Below are 24,784 nucleotides of genomic sequence, written 5' to 3' on the forward strand. Positions count from 1 at the left end.
CCCTACACGACGCTCTTCCGATCTCGTCTTCGACGCGTTTTACGGTCGGCGATCCCATGTCAGCGGAAAATTCTGCATCCCGGAAAACGGTGAAGCCTTCCTTCAAACTAAGCTGAAACCAATCCCGGCACGTCACGCGATTCCCGGACCAATTGTGGAAATACTCGTGGGCAACAACCCCTTCCACACGCTGAAAGCCTGCGTCGGTCGTCGTTTCCGGCTTTGCCAACACGCAGGAGGTATTGAAGATATTCAGGCTCTTGTTTTCCATCGCGCCCATATTGAAGTCATCAACGGCGACGATATTAAACAGCTCGAGATCGTACTCCCGACCATAGACCTCCTCGTCCCAACGCATCGCATTTTTCAGCGACTGCATGGCGTGATCGCACTTATCGAGGTCTTTCTCTTCTACATAAATGTGCAGGGCAACATCACGACCACTCATGGTGGTGAAACTGTCGCTGATACGCGACAGCTTTCCAGCCACCAGGGCAAATAAATAGGCGGGTTTCGGAAACGGGTCGTGCCACACACTGCGGTGAAGGCCGTTGTCGAGTGTTTCGGTAGCGGTGCAGTTGCCGTTGGACAGCAGCACCGGGTAGGCATCCGCGTCAGCAATAATTTCTACATCGAACACCGACATCACATCGGGTCGATCCAGATAATAGGTAATTTTGCGAAAGCCCTCTGCCTCGCACTGTGTGCAAAACATACCGCTGGATTTATACAGCCCCTCCAGCGAGGTATTTTTTTGGGGATATATTCGCGTTTTGCACTCCAGCTCAAAGGCCTCGGGCACACGATGGATACAAAGCAGCTCGCCCTGTTGCTCCCAGTCGCCCTCGGGTAAAACATCCCCATTAATCACCAGCGACAATAACTCCAGCTCAGCACCGTGCAACTCCAGGCTCTGCGAAGCCGTCTGCGCGGCGGGGTTGCGCCGCATTGTCAGGCGCGATGTTACCTCGGTAGAGCGCTCACCCAGGTGAAAACTGAGGGACGTTTTGTCGATCAGATAGTCGGGAACGCGATAGTCTTTCAGGTAAATCGTACTGGGCTGCGCGTCGCGCATACTGCTCTCCTCAAAGGCGGATGATCTACAGAGCCGGACTGCTCAACTCCAGCTGGTAACCGCCGTATTTACGAATATTAATCACACCGGTATCGAAGATCAGATACTGACCTTTAATTCCCATTAAGGTGCCTTCTGCAAGGGGGACTTTGTCGAGATTAAATGACTTCACCTTGGTGGGATATTCCACCACGGGATAGCGAATATGCTGAACGTCCGCATCATCGATAGTTTGGATAGCCTGCAGACCGAAGCGCTTCTGCAGTGCGTCGATCTCGTCGCCACAGACTTCCGCGAGCTGGTCGCGGCGCGCGTACAGATCCTGTTCAGGAGGCGTGCCCTTCAGCATCGCCTGCCAGCTGGTTTTATCGGCCACATGCGCCTTGTAAGCGCTTTCGACCAGGCCGGACTGCAATCGATTGCTCACCCGAAAAATCGGCAGCGCCGCCACTGCACCTTGATCGATCCAGCGCGTCGGTAGCTGAGTACCGCGGGTAATTCCCACCTTCACCCCCGACGAATTCGCCAAGTACACGATGTGGTCGATCATGCAGTGCGCCTCGCCCCACTCAGGCTCTCGGCAACTGCCTTCAAAATAGTGGCACTTTTCGGGGCTGACAATACAGCTGTCGCACTGCGCCAGGCGCTGAAAGCAGGGATAACAGTACCCCTGGCTGAAACTTTTCTTGGACAAGCGGCCGCAGTGCACACAGTGAATTTGCTGTTGGTAGGCCAGCGTCACACGACTGCCAATAAGCGGATTCATTGGCACCGACTGCTGCCCCAGCGTCAGTGTGTATTGGGCTTCGTTATCTTCCAGAGCGGTACGCATTTTCGATGCGGCCCCGGCTACATTCGATAAAGCCATCAGGAGTCGGCCCACTTTATCGGCTTTTCAGCGCCGTTATCGCCGTGTCCGTCGCAGCTATCCCCCTCGGATTTACTGCCTTTATCAATGTACCCCACCCGCTGCTCTTCGGGCTTGCGGCGGTGGTCGTAGGCGATAACCGCATCCATACAATGCGCTCGCTGCTCGTCGGTTAACACGCGGCCATCCGGCCATTTGCCAATTTCCAGCGCGCGCTTAAGCGAGGCATAAATCGCCGGATCCAAGTTATCGATGAGTTTTTCAAAATCCATAGCGCCCTCCACAGGCCGCTCGTGAAAGACGAGAATTATAACAGAGTGAGTAGTGCTGGCTTATACGCTTTTGCGCCGCAAAAACGATGCGCCAATGCCGAGCAATACGCCCATAATCAGGCCGGAAAGGTGGGCAGTGTTGGCGATCTCCCCCAGCCCGAGCAGGCGGGTAAAGCCTGCCATACACACCACAAGCCACACCAACATGACCACGGCAACGCCCTTTACCAGTGGCAGTGACTCGGCTGGCCGCAGTCGATTCCAAACAATGATATAGCCAAGCAAGCCGTAGATAACGCCCGACATACCGCCAAATAGCGACACCGACATCATCGCCTGCGCCATGTTTGAAGCCGCTGCAATAAGTATCACTATCGCCAGCAGCGTCACACTGCCCTGCCGCTGCTCAATCATCCCGCCCAATTCCCATAACCACAGGCCATTAAAGGCAATATGCAGCAGGCCGAAATGAAGAAACATCGGGGTTAACAGCCGCCACCACTGCCCAACTGGCCAGTCGGCGACAATCTTACCCGCGCCGAGATCCAAGGGGTAAAAGCTCAGCGAAGACACCGCACGAAAGCTGCTATCCACAACCGGTAACAGCGCCCCCAGAATACTGAGTAACAACAACACCGCCACCGCAGGCCGCTGGCGAAGTGAGCGCGACTGCACTGGCTGAGGCGCTGCCACTGAGTGGCGAGTAATGTGCAGCTCACCACTGCGCAACTTTTGGTAGAGCTCTGCCACAACGGCAACCTGTTCCTCATCACCGACGCGAAGAATTTGACTCCCTCCCTCTTCAGCAATGTGGTGAGCAACACCCTGTTGCCACAGCAAAGCAGAAAAGTCGGCTAAATTCTCATCGAGAGGAAGGCGTAGCGCGATATAGTACTCAGTCATCGTCATCCCCGGCAGGCAGATGCGCCCCCCAGCCCAATTTATCGCGACAACTGGCATAAAAGCTGTGATCAAGGGGGTGGATGAGCTTCATACGGTGCGGCTTTTTACGCACCGTAATCACATCGCCCGGCTGGCTGGTCATGCGCAACTGGCCGTCGCACGTCACCGGTGGCTGCGCGGTGTTGCAGTCGCACACCACCATGCTTATTTCGCTTTTGCCATCAATGACGATAGGGCGACTGCTCAGGGTGTGCGGGAACATTGGCACGATGACGATAGCATCCAAACGCGGGTGCATAATGGGGCCGCCGGCAGACAGCGAGTACGCGGTAGAACCCGTGGGTGTTGAGATAATTAAACCATCGGATCGCTGGCGGTAGACAAACTCGCCGTCGACAAATAGCTCGAACTCCATCATATGGCCGCTGGTGCCCGAGTTGAGCACCACATCGTTGAGGGCGTCGCCTTTACCTACGCGCTCACCACCGCGCATCAGTTCCACGTCCAACAGGAAGCGCTTTTCCAGGCGGTAATGGCCATCCAATACCGCGCCAACTTGGCTCTCTATTTCATCGGGTGAAATGTCGGTGAGAAACCCCAAGCGGCCGCGGTTCACGCCAAGCACCGGGGCATTGTGTCGCGCCAAGGTCCGCGCGGCGCCCAACAAGCTACCGTCGCCGCCCACCACAATGATCAAGTCGCAAATTTCACCGATCATCCGGCGACTGCAAACCCGGAGGCCATGACCAGACATTAAACCGGCGATTTGCTCGTCGAGTACGGCGCTGAGCTCTCTCTGCTGGAGATAGTCCAACAGGCGTTTAAGCGTGACGGCGACACCGTTGCCTTCTCGGCCGATGACCCCTATATTGCGGAACTGTTCCATAATTACTGCTGCCATGCGCGGGGCCGCCATTATAACCAGCCCACGTGAATACAATGCAAACCTTGTGTGCGTCTGAGCAAACCAGGATACCGATCTATCAAGCCATTAGACCTACAGCACTTCGTCTCGCCCTATACTCGCGCCCTGGCATGGGCTTGTTTTTCAGCGCCGCTGGTCAACATCGGCGACCACCCAGCGCTTGCGCTCACCCCCGAGCGAATGGCATGGCTGCAGTCGCTGGACAACGACGACCAACCACTGCGAAAACACCTACAAGAGCGCTGCAAAAGCCCACGCTTAGGGCTGGTCTTCGAGTCCTTGTGGCACTTTTTTCTCGAACAGGATCGCAGCACCGAACTGATCGCTCACAACTTACCCGTCCGAAATGCCCGCGGCCGAACCCTGGGCGAGTTCGATATCCTCTATCACGACCACACCCTGCAGCAGAGCCTCCACCTGGAGCTGGCGGTTAAGTTCTTTCTCGCCACGCGCCCGGGTGACATTCCGCTATCGGCGTGGCTGGGGCCCAATAGCGCAGATCGCCTCGACCGCAAGCTCGAGAGACTGCAAACTCACCAGCTACCGCTAGCTAACAGCCCGGAGGGGGCGTTAGCCATGTCAAATGTCGGTATCGAGCACTGCAAAGCGCAACTGAGGGTGGCTGGCGTCCTGTTTTATCCACAAGGGAAACGCGCTACAAGCGCCTGTCTCAATAACGACCACCCCAAGGGAACGTGGTTTTCGGTTCAGCAATTCACCACGCAGAAAACCGAAAAAGAGCAGGCAACATGGCGCCTATTAGAAAAGCCTCACTGGCTATCGGCAGACTACCAGCAAACCCAGGGCATCGAGAAAGCGCTCGCGCTGGCGACCAAGCGCCCGCAAATGTTGATAAATCAAAAGTTAGAGCGCTGCTTCGTTGTCCCCGAGCATTGGCCGCTAATCCCCAACACAGATTGATTAAAGAGTGCTGGGTGGCCACTTCTCCCCTGCAAGCCCCCCGAGTGAATAACCAGCACCCGGGACTCCCCCGCTAACTCACCGCGCTTATGCATCGCGTCGACGGCAAAGCAAAGCTTTGCGGTATAAACCGGATCAAGGGGCACGCGCTGCTGTGCTTCAAAGCGCAGAATAAACTCGCTCAGCTCATCACTGACACGACCAAAGCCCTTACCCGCAAAACGATGGTCCAGATGCCAGTTTTTTCGCGGCGAACCCAAGTCGTCAAGTATTTGCGCAATATCGCGCGCCATAAAAGCCTCGGCCTTGAGAACGGGTATACCCAATATACGTGTCGAGCCCGCAACCGCCGACGCCAATCCCGCAAGCGTTGCGCCTGTTCCACAGGCCGTAACAATCAATGAATAGTCAGCACCACAGTCTGGCAGCAGCGCCGCGATATCCGCGCAACCCGATGCGCCGGGCGCATTGGCACCGCCCTCGGGAATAAAATACGGACGATCAAAGCCGCGCAGGAGACTGGCGATATATTCAGGATCATGCCGTCGACGGTAGTCACTGCGGCTCAGATGAACCAGGCGCATACCCCAGCGCCGAAGGTCTGCCATGCAGGGCGTCACTTGAGCCTCATCCGCGCGAATGAATGCCGCCGTCGGCCAGCGATTGTGGTGCCCCCATGCCGCCAAGGCATGCAAATGATTGGAATACGCACCACCCAGGCTCACCAAACACCGCGCGCCCTGCTTTCGGGCTACGGCAATATTTTCGCGCAGCTTGAACCACTTATTCCCAGGGGCCAGCGCATCAAAGCGATCCAGACGCAGCATATCCACTTTGGGAGAGTGATAAGCGTCAAGCGGTTGAATAAGGGGCTCAGCCACCGCGATGATCTTTGCAGCGGTCGCTCTCCCCTTCGCGGAATAACTTGGGGCGCATTACTTTAATCAGCGGTTGCCCACAGTATTCGCCGGCGGGATTTTGGTGGCGACAAATCGGCAGCCGGTAATGCTGCAACCAACGCTGATAGCGCTCCACACTCACCTCGCAGCGGTGGGCGGCAAATGACTGCGGGTCGCGCAAATACGATGGCATTTCTTCTCGGTCGATCACCAGGTGCTCAATACCCGGGTGATAGGCAACAAACACAACGCCTTTCTCAGCCATATCTTGCAGCATTTTGCTGTCGTCATTGAGCAACAGCTCTCGATTCTGCTCTCGCAATCGGCTCAGCTCACTGCGCAGCTCCACAATCTCCGTGGAGCGCTGATATAGCTCATTTTCACGGCGATTCAAGCGCTCTTCAAATTCCACCGCCTGCTGCTGCAGTTTAAGCTTTAGTTCCTTCTCATAGCTCTTGCGCAATTTTTCTAATTCTTCGGAATAAGCACCCTGGCTGCCTGCCGACTCCAGCAACCCTTCATATTCGGTTTTTTGCTCATCGAGCAGCTGTTGCTGCTTATTTAGGCTGGCCTCCAGTTGACGCCGCTGCGCCACCTCGCCCGCCAGCATCTCCTTTAACGCCGCAAGCTCGTCATTTTTTTCCGTTAGTTGGCGACTGAACTCCTCTTCAGCGGTCTCAAAACGTGACTGATGCTTTTGCTGCACTGTTGCCAGGCGCAACTGCTCCGCGCTCTTTAAGGCCTTGAGCCGCTCACGATAGCGACGATGGAAGATGGGGGTAGCCGAGTCAGCCGCCGCGGAAACCGACGGCTCCGCATCGCCCCGCTGCGGGGGTACATGGCGGCGAAAGAAATCCGATACCGTTGTTTGCTCGGGCCCGGTGTTCAGGGCATCGCTGACAATACCCAAGCGGTTGCGCTGCACCGCGGCGACCAGAGCCGAGAAGGTCTGGTGCCCTTCCATTACTGGATCCCAGAGTTGATTGCGATACCAAGACACCGGGCAAGCGCTGTGACAAGCAACTTTCGTTACACCCCCACCCAGGTCGGGGCCGAAACTGGCATGATCAAGTAAGTGGCGAAGCGGGATATTCCAATTTCCGGTGATACGGCCGCGCTTGTCAAAGCTGATGACAAAAAAAACCGCTCCGGTAATTTTCATTTCTGTGTTGATTTGTACGAACACTGCCTGCAATTGCTGCCCAGCAAAATCTGGCACACCGACAACGTCGTCCAGCACCGCTTCGAACTCGGCGAAGAACATCTCCTTCACAACCTCGCCGTCGCGAATAAACATAATGGCTTCGGTAAGTGCCGACACAGAACTCTCCACAACAAATCTTCACTAGCAGTAATATAGCGCTAAATCGGCGACACAAAGGGCACACGACATAGAATTGTGACACAACAGATTGCGGAGTTTACAACTTGAAAAAGAAGATAGGTATAGAAGAAAGGAGGTCTTTTACATGGCGCTAAAGAGAGGCTTTAGCGTGTTAAAGTTGGCGGACCGGACGGGACTCGAACCCGCGACCTCCGGCGTGACAGGCCGGCATTCTAACCAACTGAACTACCGGTCCGCATACTCTTACACTCGATCGATTTGGTGGGTGATGACGGGATCGAACCGCCGACCCTCTGCTTGTAAGGCAGATGCTCTCCCAGCTGAGCTAATCACCCCTCTCAATCGAGTGAGGCGCATTCTACAGTAATCGCTTTTCTTGTCAAACCTCTCCGATAAGTTTTTTTAAAATTTTATGAAAAAAACGCTATCCAACTGATTTCGCTTATTTTTCGTACAAAAGGAAGCTCATTAATTGTTCATTCTGCACAGCAAATGAACAATTGGATTTAGCGGCATGCTGTACAGCTTATACACAGCTGATTACCATAGCCGCCCCACTCGTTCAGCCAGAGATTAATCTGTGGAAATTTTCAAAGAATTTACTTTTGAAGCCGCTCACCGCCTACCCAACGTTCCCGAAGGGCACAAATGTGCACGACTGCATGGGCACAGCTTTCTATTACGCATAGTGGTCGGCGGGGAACCTGATAGCCACACTGGCTGGATTATGGACTTCGGTGATATCAAAGCTGCCGTTAAGCCGATTATCGACCAATTGGATCACTACTATCTCAACGACATCCCCGGCCTAGAGAATCCGACAAGTGAAAACCTGGCGATCTGGATTTGGCAGAAGCTCAAGCCGCAATTGCCTGCGCTACTTCGGGTCGAGATGCGTGAAACCTGCACCAGCGGTTGCAGCTATGCGGGCCCTGGCGCGCGCTGAAATGCACCATCTATGAGCATTACCGTGCGCCACACTGCAACATGGTGGCGTTTGGTAACACGTTACATAAATCAACTATTGACGTAACACTTATTCACAGTTAGGGCTGCTGTAGTAAATGTGACAAGCTTAGCGCTCAAAAGTCATACAAAAAATCACAAAAACACCACAACCCATTGTTTTTATTGACTTTTGCAATAATGGCTAAATTTTGAACAATTTGTTACAAGGCCGATTCCATCGTACCTAGCGCCACAAACTGACAACTTACCCACTAACTTATCCACAGATTATGTGGAAAACTGGTAACCTCAGTGCAAAACTTCAGGCGTTACCATAGGGAATGCGTTAGACACAATCGCGCGCCCCGAATTTATTCAACAAATTTGTTATATAGGCAGCGCATGTAAGGGTAAATACGGATAAGCCGGGGCGACGGGGGCCCCGGCGATGATAGAGGGGGGATCAGGCCATTTCGAGCACGACTTTCCCGGCAATTTCACCCCGGTCAAGGCGCTGATGGATCTCAATAATGTCATCCAAGCGCGCGCGCTCGGCGATAACCGGCTGCAACTCTCCCGCGGCCAGCATGGCAAACAAGGCGCTTACATCGGCGATAAAATCATCGGGCTGTTTCTCACGCCGGGTTTGAATATTGTAGAACCGCGTTTTCTTACCATCGGGCAGCAACTTCCACAGACCCAGCAATTTGGCAAAGCCAAATATCACACTGGGCACGCTCTCCTCTCCCGTTGTCAGTTGCAGGGCACCAAAGCCCACCAGACACCCCCCCGACTTAAGGCAGCGGTATGAGCGCGACCAGTTTTTGCCGCCGATGGTGTCAAAGACCGCATCGACGCCTTCGCCACCGGTTAAACGCTTTATCTCCGCCTCAAAGTCACTGCTGCGATAATCAATATGGGTTGCCCCAAAACGCTCAATCACCTCTTTTTTAGACGCTGAGCCCGTGCCATACATTTTTAGCCCCATATGGCGCCCGAGCTCCAATAACGCCGTGCCCACGGCCCCGCCGGCAGCGTGAATAAGGCAGCTCTGCCCCTCGCGCATATTGGCCTCGCGGGTCAACATTTGGTAGGCCGTTGTATATGACAGAATCATACACACTGCCGACGCCGCATCTAAATTAGGCGGCGCGGGCACGACCTGGCTTGCGGGAACACAGAGATACTCGGTGTAGCCGCCGATCACTGGCATATCCGCCACCGCATCGCCCACCGCAAAGTCGCTAACCCCGTCACCAACGGCATCAACAACACCAAACCAGTCGTAACCAGGTGTAAAAGGCGGCTTCTCCTTCACGCCAACGTACTGCCCTTGGCGAATAATGGTGTCTGTAAAGCCGGTACCAGCAGCCAGCACTTTCACGCGTAATTCGCCAACGCCGGGCTCAGGGAGTGCCGTTTCTCTTTTGATGACCAGTTTCTCCGGGCCACCAAAGGCTGTTAATTCCACTCGCCGGTACATACCTTTTCTCCTGTCGCTGACACTCAAACTAAAAAGAGGCCATTCGGCCTCTTCATAAGGGCTTGCTAAACGACGCTACGTCAGTAAGCCAACCAACCAGGCCAAACCAGAAAAGAACCAGGCTTTAATATCGCGCCACCACTGTGGTTGCTCACGAAGTTCTTTATTGATATTCGCCTGCTCAAGAATATACGCGTGAACGGCGTAGGCCTGCTCCTCGTTGAGTACATCGCCAAAGCCGACCATCCCGAGCTTACTCATTACCCCATCAAGCACGATGGCATTGAAATTGTCATGAAATGCCCGAGGCAAGTGACGAAGATCAGGGATCGCGCCATTCGAAATAACTTCTGTGCCGTGGCACGCGCTGCAGTAGGCGTAATAGAGTTCACGGCCTTCGTTTAATACGGCCTCGTCTTCGGTCAGTCTCGGCGGCGGCTCGTGAAGCTGCTTTTCAGGATTGTCGGGCAAGGCACCCGAGGCGCCCAGCTTGAACGTAAGCACCCGGCTCGGTGGCGGCGCATGTTCTCTTTCCAGGCCGGCAATCAAGCCGAAGGCACCGCCCCATCCGACCAAAATAGTTACGTACTGCTCACCGTCTATTTGGTAGCTGACTGGGGGCGCCATAACGCCGGTTTTCGCATCGAAGGTCCACAGTTTGTCACCGGTTTTGGCATCGACGGCAATCACCTCGCCCTCGGCAGTGCCCTGAAAAACAAGGCCGCCTGCGGTCGCCAACAATCCGCCGTTCCACGTCAACTTATGAGGCAGCTCCCACGCCGCACTTTGGGTCTTCGGATCCCACGCCAGCAGCGAGCCACGCGTCATTTTCGTGGTCATCAGCTGCGCCAAAATTGGGTCCGGCAGCGGCGGCTGTTGCAGGGGAATACCGAGGTTCCACTGCCCCCAGCGATGCAAGTAGTCCTGCACGTCTTCGTACTGGAACAAGCTGCTGATCGCAGGAATATACACATAACCCGTCTCGGGGCTGTAGGCCATTGGCTGCCAGTTGTGCGCCCCCATTGATGAGGGACGAATCAATTCAGGGCCGTCTGGGTAGCGGGCAATGTCGGTTTCTACCGGCCGCCCTGTCGCCATATCGTAATGCGTTGCCCAATTCACATCGGCATAGGGCTCGGCAGAGAGTAATTGGCCATTCTCGCGATCAATCACGAAGAAGAAGCCATTTTTCGGCGCGTGCCAGATCACTTTACGCGTTGCGCCATCCACCTCCATATCGGCAAGCATGATGTGCTGAGTCGCCGTGTAGTCCCATGTTTCGGCAGGCGTCTCTTGGTAATGCCAGAGGTATTCACCACTGTCGGGGTCCAGGGCAACAATGGACGAGAGGTAGAGGTTGTCACCCCCTTCGGGGCTGCGAACGCGGTGATTCCAGGGGGAGCCGTTACCCACGCCAATGTAGAGCTGATCTAACTCATCGTCGTAGACAATGCTGTCCCACACGGTGCCACCACCGCCGTACTCCCACCACTTGCCCGTCCAGCTCTCGGCAGCTTTGCGCATTGCATCGTTTTCAAAGCCATCGGCGGGGTTGCCGGGAACGGTATAAAAGCGCCAGCGCAACTCACCGGTGTCGGCATCAAACGCACTGACAAATCCGCGCACGCCATATTCAGCCCCGCCGTTACCAATAAATACCAAGCCTTTCGCAACGCGAGGCGCTCCGGTAACGGTATAGGGGTAGGCCTTGATATCGGCGCTTTGCACCTCCCAAATCACCTCGCCGCTGGCAGCGTCCAAGGCGATCAAGCGCGCATCCAGACTGCCTACGAAGACTTTACCTTCGTAAACGGCAACACCTCGGTTGACGACATCGCAGCAGGCCATTTTTGCCCACTCGCGAGGCACTTTCGGGTCATACTTCCACAGCAGCTCGCCACTACGCGCATCGAGCGCGTAGACCACACTCCAGTTGCCTGTTACGTACATCACGCCATCAACAATGATGGGCGTTGCTTCCAAACCCCGGTTGTATTCTGTGTCAAACGACCAGGCGAGCCCGAGATCGCTGACATTGTCGCGGTTAATCTGCGCAAGTTCGCTGTAGCGTTGCTCTCGGTAGTCCTTGCCGTAGCTGAGCCAGTTTTCATCAGGATTGCTGGCGATCTCGGCGGTACCCACCTCTTTGGCGGTAAGGGCAAATGCCGAGCTACCAACTACCATACTAGCGAAGGTCAGCAGTAACGCTGCCCAGCGATATCGATCTGTCATAGTGAGCCCCAGTGACTGTCGTTTATTATTGATTTATGTCGAGAATGGGGCCGTGACGCTCGCGTCTACTGCTTTTTAAGCCCGCGCATTCCCTTATAAAAATTGGCAATTTCTGCCAAGTCAGCATCGTAATCCCCGGTAGGGAAAAATGCCGGGCCCAAGCCCATTGTTTTTGTATTGCTATCCACATACCCCAGGATCACCGGTACACCGGCGGCTTGCGCGATATGGTAAAAGCCGCCTTTCCAGCGGTTCACCGCGCTGCGTGTGCCCTCCGGGGTAATAATCAACATCATCTCGTCGCGCTGACTGAATTCTTCAGCCATCTGCTCAACCATATTGTGGTTTTTGCGACGGTCGACGGCGATACCACCAAACCACTTCATAATGGCGCCGAGGGGGCCGCGGGGAAACAGGGTGTGTTTTCCCATCCAGTGGACGTCCAGCCCCAGAACGAAGGCGATCACCATCATGGTTGGAAAGTCCCAGTTACTGGTATGCGGCACCGCGATCAGCACACATTTTTTGTGCTCTGGCTTTTCACCCAATATTTTCCACCCCAACAGACGCGTGGTGAGCTTGAAAAACGGCCGGAGGAAAAAGCGGATCAGCGCACTCTTGAAAATCGTATTTTTTTGCATTGATTATTATCACCGAGGCAGCATCTAAGGCGCTGCAGGTTACAGGTAGTTTACCAACAGAAGAAAGGGGAACAAGCTCGGTCGAGCAAAATCCCCCTTTCCTAAACGAATAGTAATCTTGGCTGACTAGTCTTTAAAATCTGGCGACTCGCCGTTTGCCGCGGAGATTGCCAGCATCGCGTCTTCTTGGCTGAGCATTCCCGCATTCCATGTGGCGACGTAGTTCAAGGCATCTTCGACACTGTGGTCGCGACTGTAACGGATCATTTCCTTGGTGCCCCGCACGGCCAGGGGTGACTTGCGAGCAATGCTTTGCGCCAGTTCTGATACCGCCTCGATCATTTCCTCGTAGGAGTTATAGGCGGTATTGACCAGCCCGATGCGCTCCGCTTCCGCCGCATCCACGTTGCGACCGCTCAGCGCCAACTCGCTAACACGGCCGGGGGAAATGAGCTTGGGAAGACGCTGCAAGGTGCCTACATCGGCAACGATGCCGATATCGATTTCCTTGATAGAGAACTGTGCATTATCAGCACAGAAGCGCATATCACAGGCGCTGACCATGTCGATACCGCCGCCGACACAGTTCCCCTGAATCGCCGCAATTACCGGCTTTCGACACAGTTCAATGGCCGTTAAATTGGCCTGTAAGGACTTGATATGGCGCCGAAACCATTCGATGCGACGACCCAACTCGGGCTGTTTCGCCATGACCTCAGCCAAACCGGCAAACATTCCCAGATCGATACCCGCACAGAAATTCTTGCCCTCGCCGCACAATACAACAGCCCGAACGCTGCTCTCACCATCACACCACTCAAAGCACGCTTGAAGCTCACTCCACATAGCCTCATTCATGGCGTTGGCTTTGTCGGGGCGGTTTAGCGCAACCCACGCCACATGCTGCTCCATACGCAGCGCCAGGGTTTCATACACGGGGGGTTCAACAATATTCATAGTCCAGTCCACTTCTCAACAAATTCGTTCGGCGCCACTGCGGGCAAGGGTTTGGCTGCGCCATCGCGACTGCCGACGTATAAAAATCCAATGACTTCTTCGTTTTCTTGCATACCCAGACCAGCCATAACCTGGGGGTCGAAGGCGTGGTCGCCGGTGCGCCAAATGGCCGCGTAGCCCAGCGCCTCAAGCGCCAACAGACTCGCATGTGCCGCGCAGCCAGCGGAAAGTAATTGCTCAATTTTTGGCACCTTTGGGTGCGCTTGCACGAGCGCCGATACCACCAGAATCATTGGTGCACGTAGGGGTTGGCGGCGAAAACGCTGCAAATCCGCTTCGCCAAGTGTCGGGTTTCGGCGTTTGGCAGCATCGGCGTAGAGCTCGCCAAGCCGTGCGCGCGCATCACCCTCTATCACTCTGAAGCGCCACGGCCGCAGGCGGGCATGGTCCGGGGCACGGGCCGCTGCGGCAAACACGTCGGCCATTTCGCTTTCACTCGGCGCCGGCTCAGCTAATTTGCTGGCAGAGTTTCGCTGTTGCAACAACTGTAACGCGTCCATCACTGCCCCTCTCCGACTGTCTGAGTATCAGCGAGGTTAACCGGCTCGTCAGCCCGGGATTCATAATAGGCTTTCATATTGAGGCTAATGGTACGGATGATTCCGCGAAAGGCGCCGGCCATCAGGCGACGATACAGGAGTCGCCCAAAACCTCCCCACCGCATATCAAACATGAGACTGGTCGTCAGCGCGGTTTGGCCATGTCCGGCGTCTTCGAGGCGATAGCGAAACTGGGCTTTTTTAAAGGGCGCGGCAGGCCCTTTATTCTCGCGGTGCAAGCGGATAACAAAGCCACTACCTTCACTCCACTCGGTAACGGTTTCATCCATCCAACGGCCCATTTTTTGGTGTACCCGACGGCTAGCACCGACGCCATGCCGCTGTTCACCATGGAGCTCACAGCGCAGCACACCGGGAACATAGTGATGGGCCAACGTCAGATCTTGCAGCAGCGCCCAGGCTCGATCTCTGGGCAGTTTAATCAGCACCCGAGAGCTCGCTTCGTGATTCATCTATTCTCGTCCTCTATTCTCGCATCCCTGACGGGACGAGTATTCAATCATGAATCCCGCGTTCTGTCTTGCTCGACACAAATGTACCGACATCTTGACGACATCTGGCGATAGGAGGTTTTTTTGGGGAAATGGCGGGGAGGACGATCTCAGCCCATGGCAAAGCGCTTATCGAAATCGGCCGCAAAACGGTCTATCCACTCCGCAGCAGCCTCTTCACCAGTGAGTGTGCGCCCTTCATTTTCGGCAACCTGTTGGCGATAGGCCTCAATCTGACAGACCTGTTCCACCATGCGAGCCCGGTACGCATCGCGACCCGAGCAGAATTCAATACCCAATTGGTATTGTTGGCCACGGCGGCGACACCACACCACGCGGCCCAAGCCGGTGTAGTCGAACGACAGCGACGGCACGCGAAACCGGATATCACAACCGGGCTTTACCGGCGTTTCCACCTGGCAACACAAGCCCGCAACACTGACATCGCATGCTTGAGCAGGACAAACGCCCGGCTCTTCGATAACTTCGACATCAACCGGAATATTACTTGGGTGGCGTAAATACTCTCGCATCATGCTCCCCCTTTATCTGCCGATTTCTACATCATCAGTTGGCCAGAAAAAAACGCACAGCAGCATCCGTAGTTGCCGGAGGGTATTTAGCCGATATCCGAGGGGTAACGATTCTTACTGCGCATCCTCACTGGCCAGCCAGGATGTGTAGGGCGATGTATTGGGCAGTTCCACGCGCTTCAGCCAGCCGGCAATGCCAATACTATCGGCCTGTATATCCAGGTCGTCAGATTCAAGCACTCCCTCGCCAAACTGGTAACGCACCGACAACTCACCGCGAAGCGCCGCCTCATCATAGGCATTCGCTTGAGCGACAGACTCTTCTCGGCGCTCGCAGTAGCCTTTCCAGGCGTGGCTGCCGTGACGCCCCCGCAATAGGCGTTCAGTGAATTGCGGCGACAACAGGCACACACTGGCGTTGTTACCACCAAAGCCTTTGGCATTAAGAATTGCCGCATCCATGCTGTCTTCTTCAAGTTCGAGGTGCGACATGGGCAAGTGCAGGTTGCTGCGCTGCACATCGTCGGCAATGTGGTCAATGGTGGTGATACCCGGCAGGATATTGTCGCGCCATATCCCCAGGCTGGAGACTAACTGATCGCCGGAGGCCGCGCCGATACTGTGACCAAGGTAGGCTTTAATAGCGGCGACAGGCCAGCGCTCAATCCCGAAGGCCTTGGCGGTTTCGTTAAGGATATGCGACTCACTCACACGGTTCTGCGGCGTGCTGGTGCCATGCGCCTGAACGAATGAGCGCGTCTTAAGCGCGTGCTCGCCAATAATCGCCCCCGCCGCTGCGGTTGCCTTGGCAACAGTGAGGTAATTCCCCACGCCCGGCGATGAAATGGACTTCTTATAGCCATCGGCATTTACAAAGACCTCGGGCACCGCGGCATGCACCTGCGCGCCCAACTCAAGGGCCAGCGCGTCGTCAAACAACACGACGAACTGACTCGCCTCAGCAATGGTAAACCCGCAGTTGCTGCTGAACGGTCGACTTGCCCTGCGGTAATCCGCTTCGCTACGCCCCGAACCGGCATCCAGCTTAAGCAAGTCAGCATCCGTGGCCAAGGCCCCCATGGTGGCGTAACCATCCATCACCCGCGGATCTATTCCCGCTTCTGCTGCCCCTACCACCGCAACGCGCACGGCACCACTGCGGATGTCTTGCACGGCCTGACGCAGGTTGTAGAAAAACGTCGCACAAGCTCCCAAGCTGGGCCCAGTGCCACCGACATTCCCCAACACGTAGGCACTGACAAAATCGGCGGGCATATCGGCTAAGCCCAGTGCCAGTTGCTTGGAGCTAACGCGGCCACCGTTGGCACGCGCGGCCAGCAGACCGCCAAAGCCCGCATCATCGAGCTGCGCCATTGCCGAGCTGGCGTACACAGATATTTGGTCAGGGTGGACACTGGCGCGCACCGTATCCCAATCGACCCCCATCGACTGCAGGGCATCGGACGCCCCGAATACTGATAATTGCAAGCCCCGCGGATGGTTGCGGGCACTGTAGTAATTGCTGGGATCAAAGCCCGTTGGCAGTTGCCCGGCACTGGAAACATCCATTTTGCGATGCGTCGGCAACAGCATATCCAGTCCACCGTCGAGGGTAACCGCCACCTTACCGCCACCGATATCACGCAGCGCCCAGCCCTCAGGCACACGCTCGGGCAATTGCTTGGCGGAGGTCACAAACTCAAACTGCCCCGCTCCCCCTTCTAGGTGCAGTCGCTTGTTCCAGGCCACCTGCTCGACATCAAACGCCGCGGACTCGATTTTGCGAATCAGGGTATGCGCCAGTATATGTTGGCGGCGTTCCGCCTCTGGCATGCGTTCATCCACGCCCATCAAGGCAGCAAGGCTTTGCAGGGTGCGCTGCTGCGCCGCCAGCGGCAGTGCATCAAGCACCAGACGGCGATAGCCGTGATGAAAAGAACTGCGCCCTGCAGGATTAACGCCGCCAAAACCAACAACCACGGGTAAATGACTCACTGACACACCACCTCAACAACACGACTCGAATTTTCAAGCCAGCAGTGTACGTAGCCAATCCCGGGCATATAGTGATAAATTGGCCATTAAATATGGCATTAACGACAACAGTGTCAACATTATGCAACGTCAACGACATATAGGCCTACTCGGCTTTAATCATGCCTTAGCCACCAGCCTCTGCCTGCCAATGGAGCTACTGCAGTCCTGCAACCACCTATTTCTCAGCCGGCGGCAGAGCGCCCCTGCCAAACTATCGACGATTAGCCTGGAACCCTCCCCTATCAGGGTTTCCGGGGGAATTCAGCTGGACGTCGATGAGGTATTGAGCAATGAGCGCCCGCTAAACGACTGGCCTCAGCCGGATATTTTGATTATTGCCAGTCGCTGGCGTCACCCGCTTCGCGGTGGCCCGCAGCGCCGGGATGTACAGCAATGGCTTCGCCAGCTGGCCTTGCGCGGCTGCGAAATTTGCGCCGTTGGTAACGCCAGCTACTTTCTCGCCGAGGCCGGTTTGCTCGACAACCGGCCGGCGACCACACACTGGCACTATTTCGACGACTTCGAGCAACGCTACCCCAATATTCAAATGCAGCGCGACCACTTAATCACCCAGGCTGGCTCGCTGTACTGCACCGGCAGCGTGAATAGCGCCGCCGACCTAATTATCCACCTCATCGATCGACACTGGGGGCCGGAAATTGCACAGCGGGCAACACAGCAATTTTCGCCAGAAAGCCGCCAGCCCTTCGCCAACCAGGCCTACCGGGGCGAACACAGCGCCCGACACGGCGACGAAGTTATCGCCCTGGCCCAAAGCTGGATGCATCGACACCTCGCCGACACGATCAACATGAAAGAACTGGCTGAGCGCAGCGGGCTAAGCCAGCGCAGTTTTCAGCGCCGCTTTCACCACGCCTGTGGTCAGTCACCTCTGCAGTACCTGCAGCGGCTTAGGCTGGATGCCGCGCGAGAATTATTAAAGAATACCAACTTGGCTATCGAGGATATCAGCCCACTATGCGGCTATAGCGACGTCAGTTACTTTGGCAAACTATTCAGGCAGTACTATTCCATGACGCCGGGGCAGTTTCGCCGCAGCGTGCGACGCAAGCTCTTTGCCATCGATAGCGGCGACTGAATACTCATCAACACAGAGCAGAACAACACTGGCGACGCCCTCTATCAAGCGTCATAATCGCGATCCATTGAACCGCCGAGGAAATACCATGCCCGCTATCGGACGCATGAACACACTCACCGTCAGCCGTATTACCAGTGCCGGCACCTATCTGGACGGCGGCCAACTCGGCGATATTTTTCTCAATGCCCGCCAAAGCCCGCAGAATTGTAGCGTTGGCGATGCATTGGAGGTTTTCGTCCTGCACGACAACGATGGCAGCTTGATCGCCTCCCTACAACACCCCGAGCTGTTGTGCAATGAAGTGGGACTGCTGCGGGTTAGCGCGATCACTACTGTGGGCGCCTTCCTCGACTGGGGGCTGAATAAGGAGCTATTGCTCCCCCACAGCGAACAGCTTGGCACCGTGCGAGAGGGTCAGGCGGTATTAGTCATGGTATACACTGACCTGCGCGGCAGACTGGTCGCCACGATGCGACTGGACAAACATATTGCCGACAGCCTGCACAACCTCCCCGATAATGCGAAGCAGCAACTGAACAGTGGCGACCGCGTTAGCATTCACGTCGCGAACAAAACCGAGTTAGGCTATAAATGTGTCGTAAACCATTGCGTCTGGGGACTGCTGTACGACAGTGAACTGAATAAGCCACTGCGTCGCGGCGACCGCTTGTCAGGATGGATACAGCGCGTCCGCCCGGACCAGCGCCTGGATTTGACGCTGAACAAGCCAGCCCGGGAGCGCGCGCCCGATATCGCCGAACTCATATTACGGCAGCTAGACGCCAATGACGGCTTCCTTGCGCTCGGAGACAAGAGCCCCCCCGAGGCGATCAAACGCATTTTCGGCGTCAGTAAAAAAGCCTTTAAACAAGGCCTGAGCCGACTATATAAAGAACGAAAAATTATTATCAGCGACCGCGGAATCACCCTTAACAAGGGTAAATGAATCGCGATTGTATAGAGGGCACCCTTCCCATGCAGGACACCAGCTTTGTCGAGACCGCCACCATCCCCCTGCGCCTGAGCGCCATCGATAGCGATGGGTTTCCGGTAGTTTGCTCACTGTGGTTTTACTATCGCAATGGCTGCTTCTACTGCGCCAGCCATCGTTCATCAAAAATTATTCGGCTGCTGGAAGCCAACCCGAACTGCGGCTTTGAAGTCGCGGTGAACTCCATTCCCTATCGCGGCGTAAGGGGCAAGGCCGTTGCCGAGCTGACCAGCGACAGCCATGGCGAAGTACTGTCGTCACTAATCGAACGCTATCTCGGCGACAGCAACCGCGACCTGGCCAATTGGCTGCTCAGCCGCAAGGCCGATGAAGTGGCGATCTGCTTGCACCCCAAAACCTTCTCCAGCTGGGATTTCAGCGCGCGCATGACAGACTAAATCGCGAAGCGTTTTTTCTTTACCACAGCGATTACTCACCGCCGCGCTTCAAGCGCTCGCCCAGGCTGGCCATCAGTACGTAAAACAACGGCACAAAAATCGTGGCCACAAAGGTGGCCATCAGCATGCCGCCGATCACACTTGTCCCCAGCGCGATACGGCTAGCGGCGCCGGCACCACTGGACAGTGCCAACGGCAAGCAGCCCAGAGTAAAGGCCAGTGAGGTCATAACAATAGGACGAAAACGCAGGCGAACCGCTTCCATTGCGGCGTCCACAATAGCCATGCCTTTGTCGCGCTGCTGCATGGCAAACTCAACAATCAAAATGGCGTTCTTACTCGCCAAGCCTATCAAACACACCATGCCGATCTGGAAGTAAATATCGTTATCCAGGCCGCGCAGCCATGCCGCAAGTACCGCCCCAAGCAAGGCAAAGGGCACCGACATTACCACCGCGGTCGGCATCAACCAGCGTTCGTACTGCGCCGCCAAAATGAGAAAGACGATCACAATCGCCAGGATGAAGGCCTTGCTGGAATTACCACTCGACGACTTCTCTTGGTAAGCGCTGCCCACCCAGCCAATGTTAAAGTCCCGACCCAGCACCTCTGCAGCAACGCGCTCTAGCGCCGCAATGGCCTCACCGGAGCTGTAACCGGGTGCAGCCGACCCCAGCACTTTGGCGGCATTAAAGCCGTTGAAACGGGTGACCGCATCGGGGCCCACTACCCGCTCTACAGTTAATAGCGAGCCCAATGGAATCAAGCTGCCTTCCTGCGAGCGCACAAAGACTTTCCCCAAATCGTCCGGGGACTGCCGAAATTCCTCTTCGGACTGCAAATTCACCTGAAAGCTGCGCCCAAATAGCGTGAAGTCATTCACGTACAAACTGCCAAAGGTCGCCTGCATCGTGCTGAACACGTCGGCAACAGGAACACCCAGACTCATGGCTTTTTCCCGGTCTAGCGTCAGCTTGTACTGCGGTGTATCCATTTGGAATGTGCTGTATACGCGGCTCAACTCCGGCTGCTGGTTCGCCGCCGCCACCAAGCGCCAAACGGCGGCGTTTAAGTCTTGCAGGCTGCCGTCGCCCCGATTTTGCAGGTAAAACTCAAAGCCCCCTGTGCTGCTCAAGCCGATAATGGGCGGCGGGTTGAACGCCATCATTCGCCCGTCGAGCAGGTCCGCACCCAAAGCAGGTATAGCGCGGGCTTGCGAAATAGAGTCCATGCCCGGTTGCTCGCGCTCGGACCAGTCATCAAACATTATGAAAGACGCTGCAGCATTCGTCTTCAGCGTGGAGGCGAGAATATCAAAGCCGGAGAAGGTCATGATGGACTTGACCCCCGGCTGATCCAGAACGCGCGTAGCCATCGCGTCTGCAACCGCACTGGTGCGAGACAGGGAAGCCGCCGGAGGCGTGCTGTAGGCCATCATCACATAGCCTTGATCTTCTGCAGGCACCAAGCCCGCTGGCATACGCGAGAAGACCAACAATGTGACCGCCACAAGCAGGACAAACAGGCCAGACGCCCGCCAGCGATGACGCAGAAAACTGGCGGTAATACGAATATATAGCTCACGCAGCCAGTCAAAGGCGCGCTCAAACCCGGCAAGGAAGCCGTGGCGCGACTCCTCGCTGTGGGCGTGTTGCTTTAACATTAGCGCGCAAAGTGCCGGGGTCAGGGTGAGCGCCACGATCCCGGAGAGCACCACCGATACCGTGATCGCCACAGCAAACTGCCGGTACATTTCCCCTGTTAAACCGTCGACAAAAATCACCGGCAGGAACACCGCGGATAGCACTAACACGATAGCCACCAGGGGGCCGCTAACCTCTTCCATCGCCTGGCGCACGGCGTCCATGGCCGAGCATTTTTGCTCCGCCATAATACGCTCGACGTTTTCAATCACGATAATCGCGTCGTCAACAACAATACCGATGGCCAGGATCAAGCCGAACAGCGTTAGCAAGTTGATCGAGTAGCCGAGAATATACAGCCCGGCAAAGGTTCCCACGATCGATACGGGGATCGCCAACAGCGGAATAAACGTGGCGCGCACATTTTGCAGGAACAAAAACATCACCAGGATCACCAGCAGCAATGCCTCGAAAAACGTGGCAACCACCTCCTTGATCGAATGCTCTACAAATACCGTCGCGTCAAAAGCGAGCTCTATATCCACGCCATCTGGTGCGTTTTCTTTAACCTTGGCCATGACCTGTTGAGCGGCCTTGGCGGTTTCCAGGGCATTGGCACCGGGGCGAAGATACATCGCCACGGGGACCGCCGGTTCGCCGTTAAAACTGCCGCGAAAGGAGTAATCTTTCGCGCCCAGCTCAACCCTGGCAATGTCCCCCAAATGCAGGCTGGCAGAATTTGGCTCGGCGCGAATAATGATGTTTTCAAACTCTTCTACCGTCGCCAGCCGTCCTTGCGTGCTCACGGCATAGGTAAAGGGTTGATCGCTGGATACCGGCTCGGCGCCAAAACTGCCCGCCGCAAAATTGGCATTTTGCTCGCGAATGGCTCTGGCGACGTCTGCCGGTGTCAGACCCAACTCAGCCAGTCGGTCAGGCTGAAGCCAAATACGCATGGAATAGTCACGCGCGCCCATCAACCGCGCGCTGCCAATACCCGGCAGGCGGCGCAGCTCATCGATAACATTGAGCAGCGCATAGTTGCTTAAATAGATGGCATCGTACTGGGGCAATTCTGACGACAGCGAAAATATCATCAGGATATCGGTCGAACGTTTATCTACCGTGATACCCAAACGCTTTACGGCCTCGGGAAGGCGGTTTTCGGCAACCGCAACACGATTACTCACATCAATAGCAGCCTGGTCTGGGTCGGTACCAGTCGCGAAGGTGATATTGATACTGACCCGACCCGCCGCAGAGGCCTGGGTATTCATGTATAACATCCCCTCCACTCCATTCAGCTCCTGCTCCAACGGAGCGGCAACGGTCTCAGCCAGGGTTTCAGCATTCGCGCCGGGATAGGCGGCGGTAACAACGATCTGTGGCGGCAGGATTTGCGGGTATAGCGAGATCGGCAACTGACCGACCGCCGTGGCACCGGCGATCAAAATTAGCAGTGACAGAACAATCGATAATACCGGCCGTTCGATGAAAAAACGCGCGCTCATTGCACGACCTCACTGGCTGGCTGAGACAGTGCCCCCACTTTCAATCGGGCGGGTTGGTCTGCAAAGTTGGGCTTGGGGCCGTAGTTGTGGGCTAATTCTATTCGCTGAGGCGCCAGTAACGATGACGGTCGCACGCGCACCAAGCCCTCTACCACCACTTCTTCACCCGCCTTTAAGCCGGCATCGACAATGCGCCCGCCGTCCACTTCCAATCCGAGTCGCACCTGTCTTACCTCGGCGCGTTGCTGCGCATTCACTACATAAACGAAGCTACCCTTCGCGTTTTGCAGCACGGCCCGTTCGGGCAACACCAGGGCATTGCGGCTGTACAACCCCTGCAATCGCACCCGTACAAATTGCCCAGGCAGCAAGCTGCCGTCTGGGTTAGCCACGGTCGCGCGAAACTGCACGGTACCCGTACGTCGATCAATGGTGCTGTCGCTAAAATCGATATGCCCCAGGTGTGGGTGCTGCTGGTTACCGGCCGTCTCTATCAGCACGGCGCGCTGGCTCTCGTCGTAACTCAACTCACCATCCTTGAGCATACGCCGCAGTAGCAGCACCATTTCATCTGGCAGGGAAATGTTTACCCACAGCGGGTCTAACTGGGTAATGGTTGTGAGCAGACTGTTATTCGGCCCGACCAGCGAGCCCTCGGAAACCCGCTCACGACTGGTCATGCCTGATATTGGCGCCCTCACTTTGCAATAATCTACATTGATCTGCGCAGCGCGCACTTCGGCCTCTGCCAGCTGCACTGCTGCCCGGGCCTGCTCCAGCCCGGACTCGGCATCGTCCCGGTCGCGCTGGCTAATGGCGTTGCTTTGAATCAGCTCGCTGGCACGTCGCCAACGGCGCTCCGCCGACGACAAACTGGCTCGCGCGTTCGCCAGCTGAGCACGGCTACGGCTCAGCGCAACTTCAAAAGGCGCCGCATCGATCTCGTACAGTAATTGGCCTGCCTCGACCCGCGCGCCCTCGGTATAGCGCCGATGCAATAAGATGCCCTCTACCCGCGCGCGAACCTGAACCTCTTTCGAGCTTTCCATGCTGCCCGGGTACTGCCCTCCAACGGGAACATCTTCAGCTTTCAGAACGACCGTTTTCACTGGCTGCGCGCGCTCCTCTGGCGCTGGCGGCGGCGTTTGATCGCACGCAGCAACAAGCAACAGCGTTGTTACGGCAACCAGCACGTGGCGAAAATGGCGTGAATTTCCGATGCTGAGCAGCGGCGCATAAGCGTTCATAGGGGGGACTTCCGAGCCAATCAATCAGGCCGGGTACTTTACATACATGCGTGCACGTATGTAAAGTACCCGGCAATTACAAAACGGTTATTTTCAACGGCAAGCACACCCTATGAGACGTTCGAAAGAAGACGCGGAAGCCACCCGAGAAAGCCTGTTAGGCGCCGCCGAACAGATGTTTGCGGAACAGGGTATTCACAACACCCGGCTCAGCGATGTGGCAAAGGCAGTTGGCGTGACACGAGGGGCCATTTACTGGCACTTTAAAAATAAGGATGAATTGATCAGCGCAATCATTGATCGCCTGAGCACGCCACTGGAAACGGCGATGCAGGCACTGCTCAAGGAGGCGGCCTCGGGCACAATGACCCTGGACGCGCTGGCAGAGACCCTAGTGTTTTCTTACCAACGCTTACTGGAAGTGCCGGCGGCAGAAAAAATCACCCGTTTCGCCATGCGCTACAGCCTCTGCAATGAATCGCCGGTTGTCAGCGCCCAGCTCACTCGAAATCGGGACCAAAATATCGCCCGGCTAACGCAGATTATCGGTTACGCGCAGCAGCACGAGCTTGTGCGCAAGGATCGCAGCGCCCGCCAATTGGCACTTTATATTCGCGCGCACATTATGGGCATCTATCATCAACACCTGTCCTCATCGGAGCTTTACCCCAATGGACTCGAGGATATTCGCTTGTCGATCAACCTGCTGTTCGAGGGCCTGAAAGCCGACGCGTAATGTGTC

Annotated in this window: 23 protein-coding genes and 2 tRNA genes; 6 read left to right on the forward strand and 19 right to left on the reverse strand. The window is 55.9% G+C overall.

The features are described from left to right. The 5 genes from ABNS66_RS02405 to ABNS66_RS02425 form a co-directional block, all read right to left on the reverse strand. A partial coding sequence (locus tag ABNS66_RS02405) for a M1 family aminopeptidase (RefSeq protein WP_348655197.1) occupies positions 1–1,075 on the reverse strand: 1,075 nt, incomplete at its 3' end. A gap of 25 nt (positions 1,076–1,100) precedes the next feature. Next, positions 1,101–1,943 carry a DUF2797 domain-containing protein gene (locus tag ABNS66_RS02410; RefSeq protein ID WP_286837849.1) on the reverse strand — a complete coding sequence of 281 codons (843 nt, stop codon included), beginning with the start codon at positions 1,941–1,943 and terminating at the stop codon, positions 1,101–1,103. Further along, positions 1,943–2,215 carry a YeaC family protein gene (locus ABNS66_RS02415; protein WP_027872841.1) on the reverse strand — a complete coding sequence of 91 codons (273 nt, stop codon included), beginning with the start codon at positions 2,213–2,215 and terminating at the stop codon, positions 1,943–1,945. The genes ABNS66_RS02410 and ABNS66_RS02415 overlap by 1 nt, the downstream gene beginning before the upstream one ends. Positions 2,216–2,275: 60 nt before the next feature. Beyond that, complete coding sequence (locus ABNS66_RS02420; RefSeq protein ID WP_204997011.1) at positions 2,276–3,118, reverse strand: rhomboid family intramembrane serine protease; 843 nt, start codon at positions 3,116–3,118, stop codon at positions 2,276–2,278. After that, entirely contained in the window at positions 3,111–4,004 is an 894-nt protein-coding gene (locus ABNS66_RS02425; RefSeq protein WP_027872843.1) for an NAD(+) kinase, read from the reverse strand. The genes ABNS66_RS02420 and ABNS66_RS02425 overlap by 8 nt, the downstream gene beginning before the upstream one ends. 66 nt (positions 4,005–4,070) lie before the next feature. Between ABNS66_RS02425 and ABNS66_RS02430 the strand changes: the two genes are divergently transcribed. Continuing rightward, positions 4,071–4,964 (forward strand): DUF1853 family protein, encoded by an 894-nt coding sequence (locus ABNS66_RS02430; RefSeq protein WP_286837847.1) that lies wholly within the window; start codon positions 4,071–4,073, stop codon positions 4,962–4,964. Here ABNS66_RS02430 and ABNS66_RS02435 read toward each other — a convergent pair. The 4 genes from ABNS66_RS02435 to ABNS66_RS02450 all read right to left on the reverse strand — a co-directional run bounded on the left by ABNS66_RS02435 (position 4,901) and on the right by ABNS66_RS02450 (position 7,543). Beyond that, entirely contained in the window at positions 4,901–5,845 is a 945-nt protein-coding gene (locus ABNS66_RS02435) for a pyridoxal-phosphate dependent enzyme (protein ID WP_286837846.1), read from the reverse strand. The genes ABNS66_RS02430 and ABNS66_RS02435 overlap by 64 nt on opposite strands. After that, positions 5,838–7,184 carry a hypothetical protein gene (locus ABNS66_RS02440; protein WP_286837844.1) on the reverse strand — a complete coding sequence of 449 codons (1,347 nt, stop codon included), beginning with the start codon at positions 7,182–7,184 and terminating at the stop codon, positions 5,838–5,840. The genes ABNS66_RS02435 and ABNS66_RS02440 overlap by 8 nt, the downstream gene beginning before the upstream one ends. 182 nt (positions 7,185–7,366) lie before the next feature. Beyond that, positions 7,367–7,443: transfer RNA gene (locus ABNS66_RS02445), tRNA-Asp, on the reverse strand. Positions 7,444–7,467: 24 nt separating this feature from the next. Next, a tRNA-Val gene (locus ABNS66_RS02450) sits at positions 7,468–7,543 on the reverse strand. A 245-nt stretch (positions 7,544–7,788) separates the two neighbouring features. Here ABNS66_RS02450 and queD point away from each other — a divergent pair. Beyond that, positions 7,789–8,154: a 6-carboxytetrahydropterin synthase QueD gene (queD, locus tag ABNS66_RS02455; protein ID WP_286694850.1), complete on the forward strand. Its 366-nt coding sequence runs from the start codon at positions 7,789–7,791 to the stop codon at positions 8,152–8,154. A gap of 465 nt (positions 8,155–8,619) precedes the next feature. Here queD and ABNS66_RS02460 read toward each other — a convergent pair whose 3' ends face one another. From ABNS66_RS02460 to ABNS66_RS02495, 8 genes are all read right to left on the reverse strand, one after another. After that, a complete protein-coding gene (locus ABNS66_RS02460) occupies positions 8,620–9,639 on the reverse strand; it encodes a medium chain dehydrogenase/reductase family protein (protein ID WP_286694849.1) in 1,020 nt (339 codons plus the stop codon). 75 nt (positions 9,640–9,714) lie between these two features. Then, entirely contained in the window at positions 9,715–11,871 is a 2,157-nt protein-coding gene (locus ABNS66_RS02465) for a PQQ-dependent dehydrogenase, methanol/ethanol family (protein ID WP_286837738.1), read from the reverse strand. Between the two features lie 65 nt (positions 11,872–11,936). Continuing rightward, positions 11,937–12,512, reverse strand: a complete 576-nt coding sequence (locus ABNS66_RS02470; RefSeq protein ID WP_204997004.1) for a lysophospholipid acyltransferase family protein — start codon at positions 12,510–12,512, stop codon at positions 11,937–11,939. A 126-nt stretch (positions 12,513–12,638) separates the two neighbouring features. Beyond that, entirely contained in the window at positions 12,639–13,469 is an 831-nt protein-coding gene (locus ABNS66_RS02475) for a crotonase/enoyl-CoA hydratase family protein (protein ID WP_286837737.1), read from the reverse strand. Next, positions 13,466–14,029 (reverse strand): nitroreductase, encoded by a 564-nt coding sequence (locus tag ABNS66_RS02480; RefSeq protein WP_286837744.1) that lies wholly within the window; start codon positions 14,027–14,029, stop codon positions 13,466–13,468. The genes ABNS66_RS02475 and ABNS66_RS02480 overlap by 4 nt, the downstream gene beginning before the upstream one ends. Further along, complete coding sequence (locus ABNS66_RS02485) at positions 14,029–14,541, reverse strand: SRPBCC family protein (protein WP_286694845.1); 513 nt, start codon at positions 14,539–14,541, stop codon at positions 14,029–14,031. The genes ABNS66_RS02480 and ABNS66_RS02485 overlap by 1 nt, the downstream gene beginning before the upstream one ends. 149 nt (positions 14,542–14,690) lie before the next feature. Beyond that, the gene (locus ABNS66_RS02490; RefSeq protein ID WP_286694844.1) at positions 14,691–15,113 is read right to left on the reverse strand and encodes a PilZ domain-containing protein; all 423 of its coding nucleotides are present in this window, start codon (positions 15,111–15,113) and stop codon (positions 14,691–14,693) included. Positions 15,114–15,227: 114 nt separating this feature from the next. Continuing rightward, on the reverse strand, positions 15,228–17,108 hold the full coding sequence (locus ABNS66_RS02495) for a beta-ketoacyl synthase (RefSeq protein WP_286837734.1): 1,881 nt from the start codon (positions 17,106–17,108) through the stop codon (positions 15,228–15,230). Positions 17,109–17,229: 121 nt separating this feature from the next. Here ABNS66_RS02495 and ABNS66_RS02500 point away from each other — a divergent pair, with 121 nt between their 5' ends. From ABNS66_RS02500 to ABNS66_RS02510, 3 genes are all read left to right on the forward strand, one after another. Then, entirely contained in the window at positions 17,230–18,249 is a 1,020-nt protein-coding gene (locus ABNS66_RS02500) for a helix-turn-helix domain-containing protein (RefSeq protein ID WP_288363428.1), read from the forward strand. Positions 18,250–18,337: 88 nt separating this feature from the next. Further along, positions 18,338–19,198: a S1-like domain-containing RNA-binding protein gene (locus tag ABNS66_RS02505; RefSeq protein WP_286837730.1), complete on the forward strand. Its 861-nt coding sequence runs from the start codon at positions 18,338–18,340 to the stop codon at positions 19,196–19,198. Then, positions 19,195–19,641, forward strand: coding sequence for a pyridoxamine 5'-phosphate oxidase family protein (locus ABNS66_RS02510; RefSeq protein WP_286837728.1), 447 nt, complete (start codon positions 19,195–19,197; stop codon positions 19,639–19,641). The genes ABNS66_RS02505 and ABNS66_RS02510 overlap by 4 nt, the downstream gene beginning before the upstream one ends. 31 nt (positions 19,642–19,672) lie before the next feature. Here the strand turns inward: ABNS66_RS02510 and ABNS66_RS02515 are convergent, their stop codons facing one another. After that, positions 19,673–22,795: a multidrug efflux RND transporter permease subunit gene (locus ABNS66_RS02515; protein WP_286837726.1), complete on the reverse strand. Its 3,123-nt coding sequence runs from the start codon at positions 22,793–22,795 to the stop codon at positions 19,673–19,675. Further along, positions 22,792–24,042, reverse strand: a complete 1,251-nt coding sequence (locus tag ABNS66_RS02520) for an efflux RND transporter periplasmic adaptor subunit (protein WP_286837724.1) — start codon at positions 24,040–24,042, stop codon at positions 22,792–22,794. The genes ABNS66_RS02515 and ABNS66_RS02520 overlap by 4 nt, the downstream gene beginning before the upstream one ends. Before the next feature lie 112 nt (positions 24,043–24,154). On the opposite strand from ABNS66_RS02520, the gene ABNS66_RS02525 reads away from it, so the two are divergent. Further along, positions 24,155–24,778, forward strand: a complete 624-nt coding sequence (locus ABNS66_RS02525) for a TetR family transcriptional regulator (RefSeq protein ID WP_286837722.1) — start codon at positions 24,155–24,157, stop codon at positions 24,776–24,778. Positions 24,779–24,784: the final 6 nt, after the last annotated feature.

It is taken from the genome of uncultured Spongiibacter sp., assembly GCF_964011655.1.
In the GTDB taxonomy this organism is placed as follows: Bacteria; Pseudomonadota; Gammaproteobacteria; order Pseudomonadales; family Spongiibacteraceae; genus Spongiibacter; species Spongiibacter marinus.

Excerpts from the sequence above, each read along its gene's own strand:
- ABNS66_RS02410 (WP_286837849.1), bottom strand. The coding sequence starts at position 1,943 with ATGGCTTTATCGAATGTAGCCGGGGCCGCATCGAAAATGCGTACCGCT.
- ABNS66_RS02415 (WP_027872841.1), bottom strand. The coding sequence starts at position 2,215 with ATGGATTTTGAAAAACTCATCGATAACTTGGATCCGGCGATTTATGCC.
- ABNS66_RS02420 (WP_204997011.1), bottom strand. The coding sequence starts at position 3,118 with ATGACTGAGTACTATATCGCGCTACGCCTTCCTCTCGATGAGAATTTA.
- ABNS66_RS02425 (WP_027872843.1), bottom strand. The coding sequence starts at position 4,004 with ATGGAACAGTTCCGCAATATAGGGGTCATCGGCCGAGAAGGCAACGGT.
- ABNS66_RS02460 (WP_286694849.1), bottom strand. The coding sequence starts at position 9,639 with ATGTACCGGCGAGTGGAATTAACAGCCTTTGGTGGCCCGGAGAAACTG.
- ABNS66_RS02465 (WP_286837738.1), bottom strand. The coding sequence starts at position 11,871 with ATGACAGATCGATATCGCTGGGCAGCGTTACTGCTGACCTTCGCTAGT.
- ABNS66_RS02470 (WP_204997004.1), bottom strand. The coding sequence starts at position 12,512 with ATGCAAAAAAATACGATTTTCAAGAGTGCGCTGATCCGCTTTTTCCTC.
- ABNS66_RS02475 (WP_286837737.1), bottom strand. The coding sequence starts at position 13,469 with ATGAATATTGTTGAACCCCCCGTGTATGAAACCCTGGCGCTGCGTATG.
- ABNS66_RS02480 (WP_286837744.1), bottom strand. The coding sequence starts at position 14,029 with ATGGACGCGTTACAGTTGTTGCAACAGCGAAACTCTGCCAGCAAATTA.
- ABNS66_RS02485 (WP_286694845.1), bottom strand. The coding sequence starts at position 14,541 with ATGAATCACGAAGCGAGCTCTCGGGTGCTGATTAAACTGCCCAGAGAT.
- ABNS66_RS02490 (WP_286694844.1), bottom strand. The coding sequence starts at position 15,113 with ATGCGAGAGTATTTACGCCACCCAAGTAATATTCCGGTTGATGTCGAA.
- ABNS66_RS02500 (WP_288363428.1), top strand. The coding sequence starts at position 17,230 with ATGCAACGTCAACGACATATAGGCCTACTCGGCTTTAATCATGCCTTA.
- ABNS66_RS02505 (WP_286837730.1), top strand. The coding sequence starts at position 18,338 with ATGCCCGCTATCGGACGCATGAACACACTCACCGTCAGCCGTATTACC.
- ABNS66_RS02510 (WP_286837728.1), top strand. The coding sequence starts at position 19,195 with ATGAATCGCGATTGTATAGAGGGCACCCTTCCCATGCAGGACACCAGC.
- ABNS66_RS02515 (WP_286837726.1), bottom strand. The coding sequence starts at position 22,795 with ATGAGCGCGCGTTTTTTCATCGAACGGCCGGTATTATCGATTGTTCTG.
- ABNS66_RS02520 (WP_286837724.1), bottom strand. The coding sequence starts at position 24,042 with ATGAACGCTTATGCGCCGCTGCTCAGCATCGGAAATTCACGCCATTTT.
- ABNS66_RS02525 (WP_286837722.1), top strand. The coding sequence starts at position 24,155 with ATGAGACGTTCGAAAGAAGACGCGGAAGCCACCCGAGAAAGCCTGTTA.